At 68.5% G+C, this 18,100-nt stretch carries 12 protein-coding genes and 4 pseudogenes; 11 read left to right on the top strand and 5 right to left on the bottom strand.

Annotated features, from left to right (window positions below):
• Positions 1-93 precede the first annotated feature (93 nt).
• Positions 94-411: a quaternary ammonium compound efflux SMR transporter SugE gene (gene sugE / locus H0I39_RS17130; protein ID WP_180551285.1), complete on the top strand. Its 318-nt coding sequence runs from the start codon at positions 94-96 to the stop codon at positions 409-411.
• 71 nt (positions 412-482) lie between these two features.
• On the opposite strand, the pseudogene H0I39_RS17125 reads toward sugE, so the two are convergent.
• A pseudogene (locus H0I39_RS17125) lies at positions 483-4,105 on the bottom strand (indolepyruvate ferredoxin oxidoreductase family protein).
• 110 nt (positions 4,106-4,215) lie between these two features.
• Here H0I39_RS17125 and H0I39_RS17120 point away from each other — a divergent pair.
• From H0I39_RS17120 to H0I39_RS17080, 10 genes and pseudogenes are all read left to right on the top strand, one after another.
• Positions 4,216-4,752, top strand: a complete 537-nt coding sequence (locus H0I39_RS17120; protein ID WP_180551284.1) for an Lrp/AsnC family transcriptional regulator — start codon at positions 4,216-4,218, stop codon at positions 4,750-4,752.
• Positions 4,753-4,848: 96 nt separating this feature from the next.
• On the top strand, positions 4,849-5,052 hold the full coding sequence (locus H0I39_RS17115; protein ID WP_180551283.1) for a hypothetical protein: 204 nt from the start codon (positions 4,849-4,851) through the stop codon (positions 5,050-5,052).
• Positions 5,053-5,257: 205 nt separating this feature from the next.
• Positions 5,258-7,009, top strand: a complete 1,752-nt coding sequence (locus H0I39_RS17110; protein WP_373368351.1) for a cytochrome D1 domain-containing protein — start codon at positions 5,258-5,260, stop codon at positions 7,007-7,009.
• A gap of 221 nt (positions 7,010-7,230) precedes the next feature.
• Positions 7,231-7,518: a c-type cytochrome gene (locus tag H0I39_RS17105; RefSeq protein ID WP_307776833.1), complete on the top strand. Its 288-nt coding sequence runs from the start codon at positions 7,231-7,233 to the stop codon at positions 7,516-7,518.
• Between the two features lie 76 nt (positions 7,519-7,594).
• Positions 7,595-8,806, top strand: coding sequence for a cytochrome D1 domain-containing protein (locus tag H0I39_RS17100; protein WP_180551282.1), 1,212 nt, complete (start codon positions 7,595-7,597; stop codon positions 8,804-8,806).
• Between the two features lie 151 nt (positions 8,807-8,957).
• Entirely contained in the window at positions 8,958-9,944 is a 987-nt protein-coding gene (gene ahbB / locus H0I39_RS17095; protein WP_308645881.1) for a siroheme decarboxylase subunit beta, read from the top strand.
• Positions 9,904-10,383 (top strand): annotated as a pseudogene (locus tag H0I39_RS22660) (Lrp/AsnC family transcriptional regulator); the annotation flags it as partial. The gene ahbB (H0I39_RS17095) and the pseudogene H0I39_RS22660, both read left to right, overlap by 41 nt.
• A 111-nt stretch (positions 10,384-10,494) precedes the next feature.
• Complete coding sequence (ahbB, locus tag H0I39_RS22655; protein WP_308645934.1) at positions 10,495-10,980, top strand: siroheme decarboxylase subunit beta; 486 nt, start codon at positions 10,495-10,497, stop codon at positions 10,978-10,980.
• A 195-nt stretch (positions 10,981-11,175) separates the two neighbouring features.
• Positions 11,176-12,432, top strand: a complete 1,257-nt coding sequence (gene nirJ / locus H0I39_RS17085; protein WP_180551280.1) for a heme d1 biosynthesis radical SAM protein NirJ — start codon at positions 11,176-11,178, stop codon at positions 12,430-12,432.
• On the top strand, positions 12,429-14,081 hold the full coding sequence (locus H0I39_RS17080; RefSeq protein WP_180551279.1) for a nitrite reductase: 1,653 nt from the start codon (positions 12,429-12,431) through the stop codon (positions 14,079-14,081). The genes nirJ and H0I39_RS17080 overlap by 4 nt, the downstream gene beginning before the upstream one ends.
• Before the next feature lie 228 nt (positions 14,082-14,309).
• Here H0I39_RS17080 and H0I39_RS17075 read toward each other — a convergent pair.
• The 4 genes and pseudogenes from H0I39_RS17075 to H0I39_RS17065 all read right to left on the bottom strand — a co-directional run bounded on the left by H0I39_RS17075 (position 14,310) and on the right by H0I39_RS17065 (position 18,047).
• Positions 14,310-14,950 (bottom strand): annotated as a pseudogene (locus H0I39_RS17075) (Crp/Fnr family transcriptional regulator).
• Between the two features lie 123 nt (positions 14,951-15,073).
• A complete protein-coding gene (locus H0I39_RS17070) occupies positions 15,074-16,411 on the bottom strand; it encodes a nitric oxide reductase activation protein NorD (RefSeq protein ID WP_257645862.1) in 1,338 nt (445 codons plus the stop codon).
• Positions 16,404-16,823 (bottom strand): hypothetical protein, encoded by a 420-nt coding sequence (locus H0I39_RS22650; RefSeq protein WP_257645861.1) that lies wholly within the window; start codon positions 16,821-16,823, stop codon positions 16,404-16,406. Before H0I39_RS22650 ends, H0I39_RS17070 begins: the two co-directional genes overlap by 8 nt.
• Positions 16,824-17,235: 412 nt before the next feature.
• Positions 17,236-18,047: pseudogene (locus tag H0I39_RS17065) on the bottom strand (CbbQ/NirQ/NorQ/GpvN family protein).
• Positions 18,048-18,100: the final 53 nt, after the last annotated feature.

Here is an 18,100-nt window from a genome sequence, read left to right as displayed (position 1 = left end):
CCACCAGCTATCAACACGATAGCAAAACGGCAGGTCGACCTGCCGTGTTTTATCGCTTGTGGGGACGACCCCGCCCTGGCTCGGAGTGCTCCCATGTCCTGGATTCTGTTGTTCGTCGCCGGTCTGTTCGAGATCGGCTGGGCCATCGGCCTGAAGTACACCCACGGCTTTACCCGCCTGTGGCCCAGCGTGGGCACGGCGCTGTCGATGCTGGTCAGCGTGGTGCTGCTGGGGCTGGCGATGCGCGATCTGCCCGTGGGCACCGCCTACGCCGTGTGGACGGGCATCGGCGCCGTGGGCACGGTGATCCTGGGCATCGCGCTGTTCAACGATCCGGCCAACGCCGCGCGGCTGGTCTGCGTGGGCCTGATCGTGGCCGGCATTCTGGGCCTGAAGCTGACCAGCGTCTGAGCCGCCACCTCGCCTCTAGAATACAAGCCAAATCGGCATCCAGCGCCCGCCCTACGGGCGCTGGCAGCTATTTATTTTGAAGCAACCGCTGCGCTGGGTGCTGCCTTCGCGATCGGTATGCCCTTGATCTGCCCTGCCTGCGGCTGGCGCGGCGGTGCCGGGTAGCGCGCGGCGTCGAAGCGGCGCAGCAGCTCCATCTCGCGCACGCGCGCCAGCACCACGGCGGCCTGCTTGACGTGGCCGAAGCCGCGCATCGACAGTGGCACCGCAGCAATGTCGACCGCGAGCCGGAGGTTGCCGGTCGTCAACTGCGGCAGCAGTTCGCGCACGCGGGCCTCGAACCGTTCGATCAGTTCGCGCTCCATGCGGCGCTCTTCGGTGCGGCCGAAGATGTCGAACACGCCACCGCGCAGCGCCTTGCCCCTGGCCAGCCAGCGCAGCGCGGGCAGCAGCCAGCCGCCCAGCTCGATCTTGCGCGGCGGCTGGCCATTCTTGCCGCGGCTGATCAGCGGCGGCGCCATGTAGAAGCTGAGCTTCACGTCGCCCTCGAACTGCTGGTCCAGCGCCTGGCGGAACGCCGGGTCGGCGTACAGGCGCGCCACCTCGTACTCGTCCTTGTACGTCATCAGCTTGCGCAGCGACAGCGCCACGGCGCGGGTGAAGGCCTCGCTGCCGGGGGCCACGGCCTGCTCGCACGCGTGCGCCTCGCGCACCAGCGCGGCGTAGCGCCCGGCCCAGGCGGCGTTCTGGTACTGGGTGAGCTGGCTCATGGCGTGGGCGATAAGTTCATCCAGCGATTCGCCGTGAGGGGATGCCGGCTGCACCGCATCGCCCAGCAGTGCCGCGCACGCGCCCGGGTCGGCCGCGGCCAGACGGCCGAGCGAGAAGGCGGCCTGGTTGGCCGGCACGGCGACGCCGTTGAGTTCGATGGCGCGCTGGATGGCAGCGAAGCCGACGGGCACCAGCCCGCGCTGCCAGGCGTAGCCCATCGCAACGATGTTGGCCGTCACCGTGTCGCCCAGAAAGTCCTCGGCCAGGCGCTGCGCGTCGAAGGTTTCCACGCGCTCGTCGCCGGCGGCAAAGCGCAGCTTGGCCAGCAGGCCGTCGGTCTTCAGGCTGGCGTCGGGGTTCTTCAGCGATTCGGCCACCGGCGTTTCGTGCACGTTGGCCAGGATGCGCGTGCGGCCGTGGCGCACCGTGCCCAGCGCCTCGGGCTGCGCGGCCACCACGGTGTCGCAGGCCAGCACGGCGTCGGCCTGCTGGGTGTCGATGCGCACCTGGTTCAGCCGCTCGGGTACGTCGGCCAGGCGCAGGAAGCTCATCACCGCCCCGCCCTTTGCGCAAAGCCCATGAAGTCGAGCACGCTGGCGCTCTTGCCCTCCAGGTGCGCGGCCATGGCGATCACGGCGCCCACCGTCACCACGCCGGTGCCGCCGACGCCGGTGACCAGCAAGTCGTACGGGCCGGTCCACCCGTGCGGCGCCGGCTCGGGCAGGCTGGCCACCAGGCGCGTGAAGGCGTCCTGCCCGCCCTCGCCGATGCGGCTGCCGGACAGCGCACCGGCCTTCTTGCGCAGCGTGCCGCCCGTCACGCCCACGAAGCTGGGGCAAAAGCCCTTGGCGCAGGCATAGTCCTTGTTGCAGGCGGTCTGGTCGATCTTGCGCTTGCGACCGAGCGCCGTCTCGTGCGGCAGCACGGCCACGCAGTTGCTTTGCACGCTGCAGTCTCCGCAGCCTTCGCACACGGCCTCGTTGATGAACAGGCGCTTGTCGGGGTCGACCAGCTCGCCCTTCTTGCGGCGGCGGCGCTTTCGGCGGCGCATGTCTGCTCGTAGATCAACACCGTCACGCCGTCGATCTCGCGCAGCTCGCGCTGCACGCGGTCGAGCTGGTCCCGGTCGAAAAATTCGGTGCCGTGCGGAAAGCGCGCCTTCTGGCCGTCGTATTGGCCGATGTCGTCGGACAGCACGACGACCTTCTTCACACCCTCGCTCTCGACCTGGCGCGCGATGGCATCGACGCTGATGACGCCATCGACCGGCTGCCCGCCCGTCATCGCCACCGCGTCGTTGAACAGGATCTTGTAGGTGATGCGCGCCTTCGCCGCCACCGCCTGGCGGATGGCCAGATAGCCCGAGTGGTAGTAGGTGCCGTCGCCCAGGTTCTGGAACACATGCGGCTTTCTGGTGAAGCGCGAATGCGACACCCAGTCCACGCCCTCGCCGCCCATCTGGATCAGGCCCTCGGTCTCGCGGTCCATCCAGTTGGCCATGAAGTGGCAGCCGATGCCGGCGCGCGCGGTCGAACCTTCGGGCACCACGGTGGAGGTGTTGTGCGGGCAGCCAGCGCAAAGTACGGCAGGCGCTTGACGCTGTCGGACTCGTTGCTGAGCAGTTCGGGCAGCGTGAAGTCGCGCACCAGCGCACGCCGGTCGGCAAAGCGATCGGGGAAGTGGCGGATCAGCCAGTCGGCCGTCAGCTCGATCAGGCGCGAAGGGCGCAGCTCACCCAGGCTGCTGACGAGCGGCTGGCCGCCGGCATCGCGCTTGCCCAGGATGACTGGCCGCACCGGGGCGTTGTAGAACAGGTCGCGCAACTGCGCCTCGACCACCGCGCCCTTTTCCTCGATGACCAGAATCTCGCGCAGGCCCTGCGCAAACGCCTGCATGCGCGTGGTCTCGATGGGGAACGACAGGCCCACCTTGTACAGCCGCACGCCCGCATCGGCCAGCATCTGCGGCGAGATATCGAGCCGCCGCAGCACTTCCATCAAGTCGTAGTGCGCCTTGCCGCAGGTGACGATGCCCACCGTGGCCAGCGGCGACTCGATAACCTGGCGGTCGATCGAGTTCACAGCCGAAAAGGCCGCCACCGCCCGCAGCTTGTGCGCCAGGCGCTCCTCGATCTGTAGCGACGGCAGATCGGGCCAGCGGTAGTGCAGGCCCTGCGCGGGGGCATGAAACCCGTGGCTGCACCCACGTCGTCCGCACTTTTCCACGCCGCCACGCGCGCGTGGATCGCGTCCAGATCGACCGTGGCGCCGCTTTCCACCACTTCCGACAACGAGGTCAGCCCCACCCAGTGGCCCGAAAAGCGCGACAGCGCCCAGCCGTACAGCCCGAACTCCAGGTGCTCGGCCACGTTGGCCGGCGCCACGATGGGCATGTGGAAGGCCTGGAACAGCTGGTCGCTCTGGTGCGGCATCGACGACGACACGCAGCCGTGGTCGTCGCCCGCCACCACCAGCACGCCGCCGTGCGGCGACGAGCCATAGGCATTGCCATGCTTCAGCGCATCGCCCGCTCGGTCCACGCCCGGGCCCTTGCCGTACCACAGCGCGAACACGGCATCGCAGGTCTTCTCGGGGTCACTCTCCACGCGTTGCGTGCCCAGCACCTGGGTGGCGGCCAACTCCTCGTTGATGGCGGGCACGAACGTCAGCCCCGCCTCTTTCCATGGCGTGCCCGCCTTCCAGATTTGCTGGTCGACCATGCCGAGCGGCGAGCCGCGGTAGCCGCTGACGAAGCCGCGCGTATCTAGCCCCGCCGCTTCGTCCAGCCAGCGCTGCATCAACGGCAGGCGCACCAGGGCCTGTGTGCCGGTGATGAAAACCTGCCCCTGCCGCGCCCACAGGTTGTCGCCCAGGCGGTAATCGCGGCGACGCAGGGCAGGTGTGATGGCGGGGTTGGCGGGCATGGCGTCTCCTTGCATTTCTGGCCACCAAGCTTATAGACCGGACGCTGAAAATGCTTCTTATTTTTGCTATCATCGCCTAATATTCAGGAAGATTTTTCTTAAAAAGCAATATGACAAAGAATATCATTCTTGATTCCGCCAGCGTGCGCATCCTGCAGGAGTTGCAGCGCGATGCCCGCCAGACGGTGCAGCAGATCGCCGAGCGCGTGGGCCTGTCGAGCACGCCGTGCTGGAAGCGCATCAAGGACATGGAGGCGACCGGCGTCATCCGGGGCTACAGCGCGCTGGTCGATCGCGCCAAGGTGGGGCTCGACCTGATGGTGGTGGTGGAGACCAACCTGAGCCAGCACACCGAGGACCTGGTGCAGCAGTTCGAGCGCGCCGTGGCCGCCACGCCGCAGATCGTGCGCTGCCTGTCCACCACCGGGCAGGCCGACTACATCCTCACCGTGGTCGTGCCGGGCATTGCCGAGTACGAGCAGTTCCTGCACGGCACGCTGTTCAAGCTGCCCGGCGTGACGCACGTGCGCTCGTCCATCGTGCTGAAGGAAGTCAAGGCCGAGGTGAAACTGCCGATCGACCCGCAACAGGCGGCGCCCAGCGCACGCAGAGCGCCGGCACCCGGCGCATCTCGCGGCACGCGCTGACGCAGCCTGCGGCGCTGTCTGACAGCGGCCTCGGCCCCGATTGGAGACGATCGAGCCATCGTCAAACGCTTCTCCGCTTTACCAGCAGGCCGTCCCATGCAAACCACCGGATCGCTGCACCGCCCCCTGCTCCTGGCGCTCGGGGTGCTGCTGATTTCGGGCATCGCCGCCGTCACCATGGCCCACACGGCGCATTTCCAGCCCGTGACATCGGCCGAGGTCGAGGGCGCGCTCAGCCATCTGGTTCAGGTGGCCGCCCCGGGCGCTGGAGATCAGAGCACTGGCCAGGGTTTACCCTGAGCCGCACGCCGGCGAGCATCGGGCGCTCGCCGACCTTCTTTGAGCCCGAACCATCTTTGTGAAAAACCCTGACTTGAACCAAGTCAAGGACGGGAACCCCCTCAACCCAAGAATCGTGGTGCCCGAGTAGATCTCAGGCGGCCATCGAAGGGCATTCCCACTATCAGGCCGCTCCGGTGACACGGAAAACACGATGAAAACATCCATGAGGAAGTCCAAACTCTCCCCGCTCACCGCGGTGCTGACCACCGCCATGTTGCTGGGCGCCGCCGCCGCGCATGCCCAGCAGGCGCCCGCCGCGGCCGCCGATGGCCACAAGGGCCAGGTCACCCCGGCCGAGCAGAAGTACCAGGGTGCGCCGTCCCCGCTGGCCAAGGAGCCGATGCACCAGACGAGCAACCCCAAGGCCCCGCCCATGACGCAGGCCGAGTTCGACCGCGCGCGCCAGATCTACTTCGAGCGCTGCGCCGGCTGCCACGGCGTGCTGCGCAAGGGCGCCACCGGCAAGGCGCTGACGCCGGACCTGACGGTTGAAAAAGGCACCGAGTACCTGAAAGTGTTCATCGGCTACGGCTCGCCCGCCGGCATGCCCAACTGGCTGACCTCGGGCGACTTCGACGCCGCCACCGTCGACCTGATGGCGCGCTACATCCAGCACGACCCTCCCACACCGCCCGAGTTCTCGCTCGAGGACATGGAGAAGTCGCGCAAGGAGTACATCCCCGTCGCCAAGCGCCCGACCAAGAAGATGAACAACTACAACATCAACAACATCTTCTCGGTCACGCTGCGTGACTCGGGCGAGATCGCGTTGATCGACGGCGACACCAAGGAAATCATCAACATCGTCAAGACCGGCTACGCGGTGCACATCTCGCGCCTGTCGGCCTCGGGCCGCTACCTGTACGTGATCGGCCGCGACGCACGCCTGAACCTGATCGACCTGTGGATGGAGAAGCCCGACAACGTGGCCGAGATGAAGATCGGCCTGGAGGCCCGCAGCGTCGAAACCAGCAAGTTCAAGGGCTGGGAAGACAAGATCGCCATCGCCGGCACCTACTGGCCGCCCCAGTTCGTGCTGATGGACGGCGACACGCTGAAGCCGCGCAAGGTCGTCTCGACCCGCGGCATGACCGTGGACAACGAGTACCACCCCGAGCCGCGCGTGGCCGCCATCGTCTCCAGCCACCAGAAGCCCGAGTTCCTGGTCAACGCCAAGGAAACCGGCAAGATCTGGATGGTCGACTACACCGACCTGGAGAACCTGAAGACCACGCAGATCGACACCGCCAAGTTCCTGCACGACGGCGGCTTCGACTCCACCCGCCGCTACTTCATGACGGCCGCCAACGCGTCCGACAAGATCGTGGTGGTCGACACCAAGACCAGCAAGCTGGCCGCGCTGGTGCCCGTGGGCAAGACGCCCCACCCCGGCCGCGGCGCCAACTTCAAGCATCCGAAGTTCGGCCCCGTCTGGGCAACGTCCGGCCTGGGCGACGAGAGCATCGCCGTCATCGGCACCGATCCGGTCAAGAACAAGCAGCACGCCTGGAAGGTGGTGCAGTCGCTCAAGGGCCAGGGTGGTGGTTCGCTGTTCATCAAGACGCACCCGAAGTCGACCAACCTGTGGGTCGACACCACGCTCAACCCCGATCCGAAGATCAGCCAGAGCGTGGCGGTGTTCGACATCCGCGACCTGGACAAGCCGCCGCAGATCATCGACATCGCCGCCTGCGCCAAGATCGCCGACGACGGGGCCAAGCGCGTGGTGCAGCCCGAGTACAACCAGAAGGGCGACGAGGTCTGGTTCTCGGTCTGGAGTGCGATGAACAAGCAGTCGGCCATCGTGGTGGTTGACGACAAGACCCGCACCTGCAAGACCGTGCTGAACGACAAGCGTCTGGTCACCCCGACCGGCAAGTTCAACGTCTACAACACGCAGCACGACGTTTATTGACGCCCCTGTGGCGCTGGCGCGCCTTCCCCACTGGGGACGCATGCAGTGGCCGGGGAAACCCCGGCCACGCATGCCCCGGATGGCCTGCTCCGCGGCCATTTGTCATTTCAGGGGTTGCTCGCAGCCTCCGGTATTTCTCCCTCTCCCCTGGGAGAGGGTTGGGGTGAGGGCCAGCGGCGATGGATTGAACGCCGCCCTCACCCCAGCCCCTGGCTCACCCGATGTTTCGCTCTGCTTTGGTTTTGATAGCTGCTGGCGCTTTACTGGCCAGCGCTGGCCACGCAAAAGACTTCAAATCCGACGCGCCGGCCAGCATCGACGGTGCGCGCCAGGCGCAGCTGATCCGCATGGTGCGCCAGGACTGCGGCTCCTGCCACGGCATCCAGCTCACCGGTGGCCTGGGGCCGGCACTCACGCGCGACCGCATGGCCGACTTCCCTTACGACAGCCTGGTGGCCGTCATCTACAACGGCCGGCCCGGCACCCCATGCCCGGCTGGAAGACCATGATCTCCGAAGCCGACGCGCACTGGATCGCGCGCCAGTTGCAGGCTGGGTTCCCGATCGAAGCGCCCAGAATCGCACCATGACCTTGCCTTCCCTGCCCCCTGTTTCGCGCCGCACGCTGCTGGCGCTGTCTTCCGCCACCGCGTTGGCCGCCTGTGCCAGCAAGCCGACCCTGCTGATCGAGCCCGGCCGCGGCAGCGGTGATCTGGGCCTGGTGATCGAGCGCGAGAGCGGCAGCATCGGCGTGCTTGACACCACCGCGCGCACGCGTCTGGGCACCATCACCGGGCTGGGCGACCTGTCGCACGCCTCGGTGGTGTTCTCGCGCGACGGCGGCCGCGCCTACGTGTTCGGGCGCGACGGCGCACTGACCAAGGTGAACCTGATCACCGGCCGCATCGAAGGCCGCGTGATGCAGGCCGGCAACTCCATCGGCGGGGCGATTTCGACCGATGGCACGCTGGTGGTGGCGCAGAACTACCAACCCGGCGGCGTGAAGGTGTTCGACGCCCGCACGCTCGAGCCGCTGGCCGACATTCCCGCCGTGGTCGACGGCAAGGCCTCGCGCGTGGTGGGCCTGGCCGACATCCCGCGCAACCGCTTCATCTTCTCGCTGTTCGATGCCGGCCAGATCTGGATCGCCGACCTGGCCGATCCGCGCAAGCCGCAGCTCACCAAATTCGCCAATATCGGCAAGCAGCCCTACGACGCGCTGGTCTCGCCCGACGGCCGCACCTACATCGCCGGCCTGTTCGGCGAGGACGGCCTGGCCAAGATGGACCTGTGGGCACCGCAGCCCAGGGTCGAGCGCATCCTGCCCAATTACGGCCGCGGCGAGCAGCCGCTGCCGGTGTTCAAGATGCCGCACCTGCGCGGCTGGTCGATTGCCGGCAAGCACGCCTACCTGCCCGCCATCGGCAGGCACGAGGTGCTGATCGTCGACACCGACACCTGGAAGGAAGTCGGCCGCATCAAGGTCGCCGGCCAGCCGGTGTTCGTCATGGCGCGGCCCGACGGGCGCCAGGTGTGGGTCAACTTTGCCGTGCCCGATTACGACACGGTGCAGGTGATCGACACGCAGACGCGCCAGATCGTGCACAGCCTGAAGCCCGGCAAGGCCGTGCTGCACATGGAGTTCACGCCGCGCGGCGATGCCGTGTGGATCAGCGCGCGCGACGACCACAAGGTGGTGGTGGTCGACACGCAGAGCTTCAAGACCCTGGCCGAGCTGCCCGCCAGGTCGCCCAGCGGCATCTTCTTCACCTCGCGCGCGGCGCGCACGGGGTTCTGACGGCCGTGGGCATGCCCGCGCACCCCACCGGGCGGACGCTGGCCGAACGCCTGCTGAACGAGGGCCAGCGCGGTTTTCCGCTGTCAGATCGGCCGTTCGCCCAGATGGGAAAGCGCTGGGCGCTACGGAAAATGAAGTTATCGACACCTGCGTGCGGCTGGCCGAGCGTGGCGCCATCAGCCGCATCGGCGGCGTGTGGGCGCCCGGCGTGGGCGGTGCGGCCCTGCTGTGCGCCATGGCCGTGCCGCCCGAGCGGCTGGAGGCTGTGGCCGCGCGGGTGTCGGCGCACCCCGGCGTCAACCACAACTACGAGCGCGAACACAGCCTGAACCTGTGGTTCGTCATCACCGGCACCGGCGCCGAACCGCTGGACGAGGCGCTGACCGCCATCGGGACCGAAACCGGCCTGCCCGTGACCCGCCTGAAGATGGTGCGCCCCTACCGCATCGACCTCGGCTTCGACCTGCACCGCCCCGCCACGCGCGGCAGCGCCATCCAGCGCCGCCCGCCGCGCGTCGAGCCGGCCGACCATGCGCTGGCGGCCCTGGTCGAGGCCGGCCTGCCGCTGGTGCCCGAGCCCTTTGCCGACTGGGCGCGCGCGCTGGGCTGCACCACGGCCGATGTGCTGGCACGCATCCAGACCTGGCTCGACGCCGGCACGCTGCGCCGCTTTGGGCTGGTGGTGCGCCACCACGAGGTCGGCTTCTCGGCCAACGCCATGACCGTGTTCGACATCGACGACGCGCAGGTCGACGCCTTTGGCGAGCGCCTGGCCACGCAGCCCGGCATCACCCTGTGCTACCGCCGCGAGCGCGCCGAAGGCTGGCGCTACAACCTGTACTGCATGGTGCACGGCCGCAGCCGAGACGAAACCCTGGGCCTGCTGCACGCCGCCATCGCCGGCGCCGGCCTGGCGGGCCAGCCGCACCAGATCCTGTTCAGCCGCCGGCGCTTCAAGCAGACCGGCGCGCGATATTTCAGATGCACCCCTGAGCCGCTTCGCGTCTTCCTCCAGGGGACAACGCCAGCATCCGGCGCAGGTCGGGTCACGGCGTTGGCTGGCGTGGCCTGCTCCGCAGCCTCTCGTTCCGCGTGCAATGCCGCGCAACGCTCACAGGAGATCTTCGATGCGCTCTGACACCCCCACCGACCTGTTGCGCCTGCCCGCCGGCATCGAACTGGAAGACGCCCGCCTCATCGACCGCCTGCAGCACAGCCTGCCGACCACCGAGCGCCCGTTTGCCGACATCGCGGCCGAACTGGGGATGGCCGAGCCGCAGGTCATCGAGCGCCTGCACCGGCTGCTGAAGAGCGGCGTGCTCACGCGCTTCGGGCCGCTGTTCCACATCGAGCGCGCGGGCGGCCAGTTCATCCTGGCGGCGCTGCAGGTGCCCGACGAGCGCTACGCCGAGGTCACGGCGCTGGTCAACGCCCTGCCCGAGGTGGCCCACAACTACCGGCGCGACCATGTGCTGAACATGTGGTTCGTGGTGGCGGCCGAAACGCCCGAGGCCGCCTGGGCCGCGTGCGACCGCATCGAGGCCGCCACCGGCCTGCCCGTGCACGCCTTCCCCAAGGAGCGCGAGTATTTCGTCGGCCTGTACCTGCCGCTGCTGTCACCCGCGCCGCGCGTGGGCGAAGCGCCCGCCCGCGCCCTGCCGGCCCATGCGCCGACAGCGCAGCCCACCGTGCTGACCGACTTCGACCGCCAGCTCATCGCCGCCACGCAGTCCGGCCTGCCCCTGGTGGCGCGCCCCTACGACACCGTGGCTGCCATGCTGGGCAGCACGGGCGAGGCCGTGCGCACGCGCCTGGCCGAGCTGCTGGCCGCCGGCGTGGTGCGCCGCATTGCCGCCGTGCCCAACCACTACCGCCTCGGCTACGCCGCCAACGGCATGAGCGTGTGGGACGTGGCCGACGAGCACGTCGACCGCCTGGGCGAGCTGCTGGGCAGCCAGCCCGCCGTGAGCCACTGCTACCGCCGCCCGCGCAAGGCCGGCGTGTGGCGCTACAACCTGTTCGCCATGCTGCACGGCCACACGCGTGACGAGGTGCTGGCGCAGGCCGAGCAGGTGGCCGAGCTGCTGGGCCCGGCCTGCCGTGCGCACGACGTGCTGTTCTCCAGCGCCATCCTCAAGAAGACTGGCCTGCGGCTGCGCCAGCCCATCGACTGACCCGGGCGGCCCGGCGCCGCCGATTCTTCAAGCCTTTTCGGGCTTCAGCGCTTGCCCCTTCTGCGAAGACAGCTATTTTATTGATAGCAAATCAGTCGGGAACGGCCAGACACCCGCCGAAATTGACTCACATCATGGCTGGCACCCCTGCCAGCCTAAGATGGGTTCATCCGCAGCCAGCCAGAGGGCACGCCCATGTTCCGCATCTCCCACTTCATGCACGAATTGGCCCAGGCCGAGGCCACCGGGGCCTATCCGGCACCGAAGCGCCGCGGCGGCGAAGGCGGCGCGCTGCGCCCGCACACCGGTCCGGTGGTGATCTGGAACCTGATCCGCCGCTGCAACCTGACCTGCAAGCACTGCTACGCCTTCAGCGCCGACCACGATTACCCCGGCGAGCTGAGCACGCAGCAGGTGTTTGACGTGATGGACGACCTGCACGCCTTCAAGGTGCCGGCGCTCATCCTCTCGGGCGGCGAGCCGCTGCTGCGGCCCGACATCTTCGAGGTGGCCGAGCGCGCCAAGCAGCTGAAGTTCTACGTCGGCCTGTCGACCAACGGCACGCTCATCGACGAGCCGCTGGCCCGGCGCATCCACGACCACGGCTTCGACTACGTGGGCATCAGCCTCGACGGCATCGGCGCCACGCACGACAAGTTCCGCCGGCTCGAAGGCGCCTTCGACCGCAGCCTGGCCGCCGTGCGGCATCTGCAGAAACTCGGCACCAAGGTCGGCCTGCGCTTCACCATGACCGAGCTGAACGCGTTCGACCTGCCCAAGCTGCTGCAGCTGATGAAGGACGAGGGCGTCGACAAGTTCTACTTCAGCCACCTCAACTACGCCGGGCGCGGCAACATCCACCGCGGCAAGGACGCGCGCCACCTGGCCACGCGCCAGGCGCTGGATCTGCTGTACGAAACCGCCTGGGCCGACGCGCAGGCCGGCGGCAACCACGAGTACGTCACGGGCAACAACGACGCCGACGGCGTGTACCTGCTGCAGTGGGTCGAGCAGCGCCTGCCGCGCTGGGCAGACGACGTGCGCCAGCGCCTCACGGCCTGGGGCGGCAACAGCTCCGGCGTCAACATCGCCAACATCGACAACGTGGGCGACGTGCACCCCGACACCATGTGGTGGCATTACTCGCTGGGCAACGTCAAGGCGCGGCCGTTCTCCGACATCTGGCACGACACCAGCGACCCGCTGATGGCCGGCCTGAAGGCCAGGCCGCGTCCCGTCACGGGCCGCTGCGGCGCCTGCCAGTACTTCGCCATCTGTGGCGGCAACACCCGCGTGCGCGCGCAGCAGGTGACGGGCGACGCCTGGGCCGAAGACCCGGGCTGCTACCTGACCGACGAGGAGATCGGCGTGGAAAGCAGCGACGAGCGCGTGGAGACCACGGCGTTCTCGTCCAAGCGCCGCGTGATCGAACTGGTGCCCACCGATTCATGATCCAATCGGGCTTTAACGCCCACCCCACCAGCGCAAGCAGCTATGTTTTTGAAGTCATTCGCCGTACCGGACTGGCGGCTTTCCTGCTTGCGGCCAGCGCTGCAACCACCGCCCAGACCCCTGCCGCCGCGCCGGCCGCACCGGCCAACGCGGCCGTGCAGGCCCTGTACCAGCAACACTGCGCCAGCTGCCACGGCGAGCAGCGCCTGGGCGGCATGGGGCCGGCGCTGCTGCCCGAAAGCCTGTCGCGGCTGCGCAAGCCGCAGGCGCTGCAGGTGATCCGCGACGGCCGCGCGGCGACGCAGATGCTGCCGTTCAAGGACGCGCTGAAGCCCGAGGAAATCACCGCCCTGACGGACTGGATCTACACGCCGGTCACGCCCGCGCCGTCCTGGGAAACGGCCGACATCGCCGCCAGCCGCGTGGAGACCGAAGGCTGGAAGACCTGGCCCGCCAAGCCGCAGTGGTCCGCCGATCCGATGAACCTGTTCGTGGTCGTCGAAGGCGGCGACCACCACGTCACCCTGCTCGATGGCGACCGGTTCGAGCCCATCCACCGCTTCGCCAGCCGCTTTGCGCTGCACGGCGGGCCCAAGTTCACGCCCGATGGGCGCTACGTGTTCTTCGGCTCGCGCGACGGCTGGATCACCAAGTTCGACCTGTGGAACCTGAAGACCGTGGCCGAGGTGCGCGCCGGCATCAACATGCGCAACATCGCCGTCAGCGGCGACGGCCAGTGGGTGATGGCGGCCAACTACCTGCCTCACACCGTGGTGCTGTTCGACGCCGAGCTGAAGCACCAGCGCACCTACCCCGCGCAGTTGCTCGACGGCAGCAAGAGCTCGCGCGCGTCGGCCGTGTACGACGCCGAGCCGCGCAAGAGCTTCGTGGTGGCGCTGAAGGACATCCCCGAGCTGTGGGAGATCAGCTACGACCCGAAGGCGCCGCCGATCTACGACGGGCTGGTGCACGACTACAAGATGGGCGAAGCGATCGCCAAGCCGGGCTTTCTCGGCGTGCGCCGCACGCCGCTGGAGGAGCCGCTGGACGATTTCTTCTTCAGCCAGGACTATGCCTACGCGCTGGGCGCGTCGCGCCCGCATGCCGACGGCACGCCCAGCGGGCAGGTGGTGAACCTGGACGTGCGGCGCAAGATCGCCACGCTGCCGATTGCCGGCATGCCGCACCTGGGCTCGGGCATCACCTTCGACCACGGCGGCACGCGCGTGCTGGCCAGCCCCAACCTGCAGGACGGCGTGATCAGCGTGATCGACATGAAGACCTGGAAGCTGGTGAAGGACATCGCCACGCCCGGCCCCGGCTTCTTCATGCGCAGCCACGAGAACACGCCCTACGCCTGGACCGATTCGATGATGGCGCCCAAGGCCAAGCACATCATGACCATCATCGACAAGCGCACGCTGCAGCCGGTGGCCGAGGTGAAGGGCGAGCCGGGCAAGACGCTGGCGCACATCGAGTTCGACAAGGACGGCAGGCACGCGCTGGCCAGCCTGTGGGAGGACGACGGCGCGCTGATCGTCTACGACGCGGCGACGTTCAAGGAAGTGAAGCGCCTGCCGATGAAGAAGCCGGTGGGCAAGTACAACGTGTTCAACAAGATCACGCGCTCCGAGGGCACGTCGCACTGAAGCCGGGCGGGCACGCTCGACATGGCTTGATTGGCGACGAGGGGCTTCATCGTGCCCACAGCAGATGAGTGCCGCGCATCATCCCGGATTGGTGGATGATCAATCAATATTGATAGCTGCTTGCGCCCGCCACACAAGGATTTCAGATAGAAAACAGCCTGAAATCGTTTAAAATCAGGCGCAAGCAGCTATCTTTATTGAAGCATCCAGACAAGGGCCCGCCCGCCCTCACCGCGGCTGGTAATTCGCCAGCCGCGCCGTGTCGGTGATGTGGATGTCGCGCTTGTCGACATGGATCAGGCCGGCGGTTTCCAGCTCGTTGAGCACGCGCGAGAAGTATTCGGGCGTGAGCGACAGGCGCGAGGCGATGGCCGCCTTGCTGACGGGCAGCGACACGGTGATGGCCTGCGACGCGTTTTCGGTTTCATCCAGGTTGTCGTCGCCCAGCAGGTAGCCGATGACGCGCTGCACGCCGCTGTGCAGCGCGTAGGCTTCCACGTCCTTGATCAGGCCGTGCAGCCGGCGCGACAGCCCCGCCAGCATGCGCAGCGCGAATTCGGGGCTGGCGCCGATCTCGCGCAGCACCATGTCCTTCTCGATGCTGAGGATGAGCGAGTCGGTCAGCGTCTGCGCCGACAGCACGTAGGGCACGCCCATGAACATCACCGCCTCGGCAAAGCTGTTGCCGGGGCCGGCCAGCTCGACCACCTTCTCGGTGCCGGTGGGGGAGATGACGAACAGCTTGACCTGGCCGAGCACGTTGACGTGGAACTCGTGGCACGGGTCACCGGCGCGAAAATCACCTTGCCTCGCTCCACGCGGCGCAACTGGCAGCCCGTGGCCAGGCGTTGCAGTTCCTCGTCGCGCATGTTCGAGAACAGAGGCAGGGTGGCGAGGTACCGGGGCAGATTGAATTTTTCGAGATCCACGGCAAGGCCGTCCTTCAGATAGTGCGCAGCACGCGCGCCCCAACTTGGGGCGATCCGACGAGTCTATCTGACAGCCGCCGTGAGCCGCACATAGACCTGGGTCAACGCGCGCGCCAGCTGGTCGGGCCGGTGCACCAGGGCGTAGCCGTGCAGGCCGAACAGGCGCGGCAGGTACTGGTTGGCCTCCTGGTCGATGGTGACGCAGAACGGCACCAGGCCGGCCGCGCGCGCCGCCAGCACGGCGTGGCGCGTGTCTTCCAGCCCGTGGCGGCCTTCGTAGTGGTCCAGGTCGTTGGGCTTGCCGTCCGACAGGATCAGCAGCAGGCGCTGGCGCTCGGGCCGCTGGGCCAGGCGCTGGGTGCCGTAGCGCACCGCGGCGCCCATGCGGGTGTAGAAGCCGGGCTTGATGGCGGCCACGCGGGCGCGGGCGGCGTCGTTCCACGGTTCGCCAAAGCGCTTCAGCTCGTGGATGCGGATGGCGCGGCGCACCGACGAAAAGCCCAGCATCTCGAACGGGTCGCCCACGCCCTCCAGCGCGTTGCCGAACACGAACAGGCTGTCGCGCACCAGGTCGACCACGCGCGCCGTCTGCGTGGCGTAGGCGTCGGTCGACAGCGACAGGTCGGCCAGGATCACGGTGGACAGGCTGCGTTCGGCGCGCACGCGGCGCGAGAAGATGGCCGGCGATTCGGTGTGGCGGTGCGCGCGATCGCGCCGCTCCACCTGGTGGCGCACCCAGGCGTCCAGGTCCAGCTCGTCGCCCTGCGTCAGCCCGTGCTGCCAGCGCGGCGCGGCGCGCAGGGCCTCGAAACGGCGGCGCACCTGGCGCGAGGTGGTCTTGAGGCGGCGTGCCAGCGCCGCGGCCTCGGTCTCCGCGGCCGATGCGGCGGCGGCCTCGTCGCCGGCGGGTGGGCTGGCGGCCGCACCCGCGGCGTCGGGCGCCTTCGGCTCGGTGCGCGCGCGCAGGCGTTGCGCGCGGCAGCGGCCTTCCACCAGCTGCTGGCGCTTGTAATCCCACTCGGGCAGCGGCTCGCCCTCGCCCACCGGCAGGTCGTCGGCGCTGGCGCTGGGCAGGTCCAGGTCGAACTTGATGCGCGCGGCCAGCGACTCGCCCGGCTTGCGGTTGGCGATGTGCAGTTCCTCCATGTCGTCGGCCACGCGGCTGTAGTCCTGGTTGTCCTCGTCGTCGCCGGTGCGGTTGACGCGCACGAACTCGCTCCAGCTCAGGATGGATTCGGCACGGAAGAACATCACCAGGCCGTCCTTGCTGGTGGTGTCCTCGGTGCGCTGGGCGCGGCGGCGCTTGTGGTCCTGCTGCACCGGCTTGTCGGGTTCCTTTCGGGCTTCGGGCAGCTCGGGCTCGGCGCCATCAGCTACGGATTCTGCAGCATCCTCACCCACATGCAGCGCCTGCAGCCACAGCCAGACCGGCGCGATGGTGGTGGGCGCGACGGCCGATGCCGGTGGGAGCGGGCTTGCCTGCGATGCAGCGCTGGTGGGGGCGAGGTGCCGTCATCGCGGGCCAGCCCGCTCCCACCTTCCGGGAGGGAGGCACGAAGCGCGTCCTGCACCGCCTGCTCCAGGCGCGCGCGCTGCCTTGCAGACGCGAGGGCGCCGCGCGCTGCGCCAAGTGCGCCTGCACGAGGCGCGCATAGCGTGTACGCAGGCCGGGAAAGCGCTGCAGCGCGCGCTGCGTGGCGGCCACGTTGTCGGCCAGCCAGCCGGCGGGCGTGGCCACGTGACAGGCGCCTTGGGCGGCCAGCCACAGGTACAGGTCGCGGTTGAGCTGCACATCCGGAAACACGGCCAGCACCGGCGGCAGCGCCAGCGTCTGCGCATCCAGCGTGGGCGTGGGGCGCGCTCGCCCGCGCCGGCCATCTTCTGTAGCCAGCCCCGCGGGCCGCCCACCTTCTGCGCCGTGGCGGGCACCACGCGCACCAGCGCATCGCCACCGCCGGCGCGAAACAGCATCTGCACCGCGCGCTGCACCTGCTCCAGCGGCACCGCAGCTTCCGGATAAGTCGCATCCGCCACCCGCGCGATGAAGCGGTGCCAGCGTTCGCCAACCCATTCTTCCACTACACCCCCTGAGGCGCTGACGCGCCTTCCCTCTCCGATGGGAGGGGGACAACGCCAGTGGCCGGCACAGGTCCCGCCACGGCGTTCACTGGCATGGCCTGCTCCGCGGCCGACGGATCGGATACGCCGTTGCGGGAGTAAGGCACTCATTCCGTGATCACCGCCTGCACCACCTCGTCCAGCGCGGCGGCGGTGTCGGGGTCGTCGGTCAGGGCGTCGACGATGGCGGCGCGGCAGGCGTCTTGCTCGGGCAGGCCGGAAACGATGAGCCGCGCGGCCACCACCAGCAGGCGCGTGCTGACGGTTTCTTCCAGGTCCTGGTCGGTCAGGCGGCGCAGGGCCGTGGCCAGCCGCACCAGGCGGTGCGCCAGGCGTTCGTCGGCGCCGGATTCGGCCTCGATGATGCGCCGCTCGATCTCGGGTTCAGGGTAGTCGAAGGTCAGCGCCACGAAGCGCTGGCGCGTGCTGGGTTTCAGGCTTTTCAGCAGGTTCTGGTAGCCGGGGTTGTACGACACTACCAGCATGAAGCCGGGCGGCGCCTGCAGCTCTTCCCCGTACGCTCGATGGGCAGCACGCGGCGGTCGTCGGCCAGCGGGTGCAGCACCACGGTGGTGTCCTTGCGCGCCTCCACCACCTCGTCGAGATAGCAGATGGCGCCGGTGCGCACGGCGCGCGCCAGCGGGCCGTCGTTCCACACCGTGTTGCCGTCGCCGATCAGGTGGCGGCCCACCAGGTCGGCGGCCGTCAGGTCGTCGTGGCAGCTCACGGTGATGAGCGGGCGGCCCAGGCGCGCGGCCATGTGTTCGACGAAGCGCGTCTTGCCGCAGCCGGTGGGGCCTTTCAGCAGCACCGGCAGGCGCTGCTGGAAGGCGTGCTCGAACAGGCGGCATTCGCCGGCCTGCTCGGCATAGAACGGGATGGCGGGCGCGGCCTGGCTGGCGGAATCGGCTCGGTACATGGGGTTTTCTGCGGTCATGAGAAACAGTTTCGCCGCTGGCGCGGCCCCGATGA

Source organism: Ottowia beijingensis, from assembly GCF_013423955.1.
Taxonomy (GTDB): Bacteria; Pseudomonadota; Gammaproteobacteria; order Burkholderiales; family Burkholderiaceae_C; genus Ottowia; species Ottowia beijingensis.
The sequence above is the reverse complement of the archived record's forward strand: the minus strand, read 5'-3'. Positions and strand labels throughout refer to the sequence as shown.